This is a genomic window from Acinetobacter sp. 1424608 (assembly GCF_000588255.1).
Classification (GTDB): Bacteria; Pseudomonadota; Gammaproteobacteria; order Pseudomonadales; family Moraxellaceae; genus Acinetobacter; species Acinetobacter nosocomialis.
Map to the genome: position 1 here is coordinate 1 of NZ_JFXL01000041.1, position 4016 is coordinate 4016.

The 4016-nt window shown below is 36.3% G+C and carries 2 protein-coding genes and 1 pseudogene; all 3 read left to right on the plus strand.

Translation table 11 applies throughout. The annotated features are described in order from the left end of the window. Positions 1-64 precede the first annotated feature (64 nt). Positions 65-1209 (plus strand): IS3 family transposase gene (locus J678_RS23505; RefSeq protein WP_085944219.1). Its coding sequence is split into 2 segments (ribosomal slippage): positions 65-329 and positions 329-1209, totalling 1146 coding nucleotides; the frame shifts between segments, so codons are not numbered across the junction. An 82-nt stretch (positions 1210-1291) separates the two neighbouring features. Beyond that, positions 1292-3247: an alkyl/aryl-sulfatase gene (locus tag J678_RS22665; protein ID WP_000693745.1), complete on the plus strand. Its 1956-nt coding sequence runs from the start codon at positions 1292-1294 to the stop codon at positions 3245-3247. A gap of 541 nt (positions 3248-3788) precedes the next feature. Beyond that, a pseudogene (locus J678_RS23640) lies at positions 3789-4016 on the plus strand (IS3 family transposase); the annotation flags it as partial.

Below are 4016 nucleotides of genomic sequence, written 5' to 3' on the forward strand. Positions count from 1 at the left end.
GGAAATTTGAACAACACTTATAAGTGATATTTTGCTCCCCAAATGATGTTATAAACATCAATATATGGAGTATTTTATGGCACGTAGACCAAGAAGAAATCATTCAAATGATTTTAAAGCTAAGGTAGCACTTGCTGCGATTAAAGCAGAAAAAACACTTGCTGAATTGAGTGCTGAATTTGATGTTCATCAAAACCAAATTATCGACTGGAAAAATCAACTGATTTCAGCTTCCTCGCAAGCTTTCGATCAATCAAAAGCTCCAACAGAACCACCCATCGATCTAAAAAAACTACATGCAAAAATCGGTGAGCAGGCATTAGAAATTGATTTTTTAGAAGGTGTGTTGAAGAAACTGGGCCGCTTCAACCACAAAAGTTAATCGATGACTCACTTCAGATTTCAGTATCTAAGCAAGCTCAGCTGCTGAAAGTCTCCCGTGGTTGTTATTACTATCGCCCAAAACCTGTGAGTGCATCAGATCTGAAGCTGATGCGGTGTATGGATGAGTTACATATGCAATACCCTTTTGCAGGTAGCCGTATGATGCGTGATTTGTTGAATCGTCAAGGACATCATATAGGACGACGTCATACACGTACTTTAATGAAGAAAATGGGCATTAATGCGTTATATTGCAAACCAAATTTAAGCCAGGCTAATCAAGCTCACCGCAAATATCCATATCTGCTCAAAGGATTGGCTATTCAGCGCAGTAATCAAGTGTGGTCTACGGATATAACGTATATCCCTATGGCAAAAGGCTTTGTTTATTTATGTGCTGTGATTGATTGGCATAGCCGCAAGGTACTTGCGCATAGAGTATCGATTAGTATGGAGGTTACATTTTGCATAGAAACATTAAATGAAGCTATTGAAAAATATGGTCGACCTGAAATATTTAATACAGACCAAGGCAGTCAGTTTACCAGTGATGCATTTATTGATGTATTGAAATCAAATGACATCCAAATCAGCATGGATGGTAAAGGTCGATGGGTTGATAATGTGATGGTTGAACGATTATGGCGGAGCGTTAAATATGAAGAGGTGTATCTCAAAGCCTACAGCAATGTTTTGGATGCGAAGAAGCAATTAAACGCATATTTTGAATTTTATAATTTGAAACGACCTCATTCGAGTCTGGACAAAATGACTCCAGATGAGTTTTACTATGACCAGCTACCACAACAAAATAAGGTAGCTTAACTAGAGCAGAGTATCACTTATAAATAAGCTTTTAGTTGTTCAAACATGTGGGACCACCTCTTATTTAAAAAAAGGAAAGAAGATGAAAATTAAGTTTTTAACAGTTTCATTGATGCTTATTCTGCCATTTTCTGTTTTTGCAGCAAATACTGTAGTAGAAAAAGCGGTCATTGAATCAAATAATACATATAAGGCGAAGTATAACTTAGAGGATATGACTGAGTTTAATCAGGCTCAAAAGGGCTTTATTGCCAAGCCAACAGGTCAAATTAAAAGTGAGAAAGGCAATGTTATCTGGGATTTTGATGCATTTAGTTTTTTACAAGATCAAGCACCAAATACCGTTAATCCCACTCTATGGCGACAAGCAAAATTAAACAACAATGTTGGGCTATTTAAAGTAACAGATCGAGTTTGGCAAATTCGTGGTTTTGATTTGGCAAATATGACCATCATTCAGGGTGATACTGGCTGGATTATTGTGGATACATTAACCTCTAAAGAAACGGCTGAAGCAGCACTTAAATTTGCTAGACAGCATTTAGGTGAGCAAAAAATTTCAGCCATTATCTTTACCCATAGCCATATCGATCATTTTGGTGGTGCATTAGGCGTTCTTTCTAGCGAAGAAATTAACGCTAGAAAAACTCCAATTATTGCGCCAAAAGGCTTTATGGAAGAAGCGACCAGTGAAAATGTGATGGCAGGTTCAGCCATGATACGTCGTGCGACTTATATGTATGGAACTTTTCTACCTAAAAATGCGGAAGGATTGGTGGATACAGGTTTAGGTAAGGCTGTTGCTGTGGGAAAAATGGGCATCCTTGAGCCTACACAACTGATCACTCAACCAGAACAGAAAATGACGGTTGATGGCTTGGATTTTGTGTTTTATAACGTGCCGGGTTCAGAAGCACCAGCAGAATTAACGTTCTCTATCCCATCATTGAAACTTTATAACGGCGCAGAAATTCTATCTCATACCATGCATAATCTTTATACCCTTCGGGGTGCTAAAGTCCGTGATGCCTTAAAATGGGTGGGCTATCTAGACCAAGCAATGCAGCATGCCAAAGCATCCGATGTATTGATTGCACAGCATCATTGGCCTGTCTGGGGCAATGACAATATTCAAGATTTTATTAAAACCCAGCGAGATGTTTATAAGTTCACGCATGATCAGACGGTGAGATATATGAACTCTGGTTTTAATGGCGCTGAAATTGCCGAAAAAATTAAGCTTCCAGCGGCACTTGATCAAAAACTATATGCTCATGGCTATTATGGAACCCTAAAACATAATGTAAAAGCAGTATACCAATATTATATGGGATGGTTCGATGCCCATCCTTCCAATTTAGATCCATTACCCCCTAAAGCTGTTGCAAAAAAATATATTGAGTTAGCAGGTGGGGAGAACAATGCATTGAAAAATGCGCGGGATGCCTACGCTCAAGCTGACTATAGATGGGCTGCCGAGATTTTAAAACATATTGTGTTGAATAACCCTCAAAACCAACAAGCAAAAGACTTATTGGCGAATACTTATCGTCAATTGGGCTATGCTGCTGAGGCTTCAACTTGGCGTAATTTCTTTTTGGTGGGCGCTCAAGAGCTACAAAATAATGTACCCCTACAAAATACTTCTGATCCGAGTGATTTATTGATTCATACACCAACTGAAAGATTTCTTGAAGCTATGGCGACAAATTTAGATGTGGAAAATTTAAAAAATGAAAACCAGTGTATCAATCTGGTTTTGTCGGATACCAAAGAGCATTTTTCATTATGGGTTGAAAACTCAGTCATGCAGTTTAAGCGTTATGATGAAAGTAAAGATTTGGCATTGGATTGCCCTACATTAACCTTAACCAAGCCCTTATATCTAAAAATGATTACAGGTCAAATAGAAGGGGTAAAAGTCCTGCTTTCTAAAGACAGTAAAGTCAAAGGTAATCCACTGAAAATTGGAAAATTCTTTGCAATGTTTAAACGTCCAGATTCAATTTTCCCGATTGTGACTCGACCAAATGGCTAAGCTCAAATAAGTAAAGTCGAAACTTAAATTAATAGATCCAAAGAAATGGGTGAAATTATCAACTTGGTTCTCCCAATCTTATAACAGGAATACAAGAAATTATTTCTTGTATTCCTCTTTAAAATTAAAAGTAAGCTATATGTATTTTAACTCTATTGATACTTTATTAAATGGTTTTTGAATTTTTATACTTTATTTTCGATGGAGATATTTTTATTAGTAGCTTGTTTAAAAAAGATTTGTTTATTTTTCTATTAATTGCTTCTAAATAATAACTTCAATATTTTTGTGGTTAAAAGGCAAGGGGGTATTATGATGTGTTTTTTATTGAAAATAAGCTTTTATATTAGGTTAACTTGATTGCACTATTTGATGATTATATTGAGTAAATATATAGGTCATGATGATCATATCAATATCCGATAGTTTAAGAGCTCAATATTTGTTTTGCCAAGCTTATATTTTAGAGGTGGATCAGGAAATTTGAACAACACTTATAAGTGATATTTTGCTCCCCAAATGATGTTATAAACATCAATATATGGAGTATTTTATGGCACGTAGACCAAGAAGAAATCATTCAAATGATTTTAAAGCTAAGGTAGCACTTGCTGCGATTAAAGCAGAAAAAACACTTGCTGAATTGAGTGCTGAATTTGATGTTCATCAAAACCAAATTATCGACTGGAAAAATCAACTGATTTCAGCTTCCTCGCAAGCTTTCGATCAATCAAAAGCTCCAACAGAACCACCCATCGATCTAAAAAAA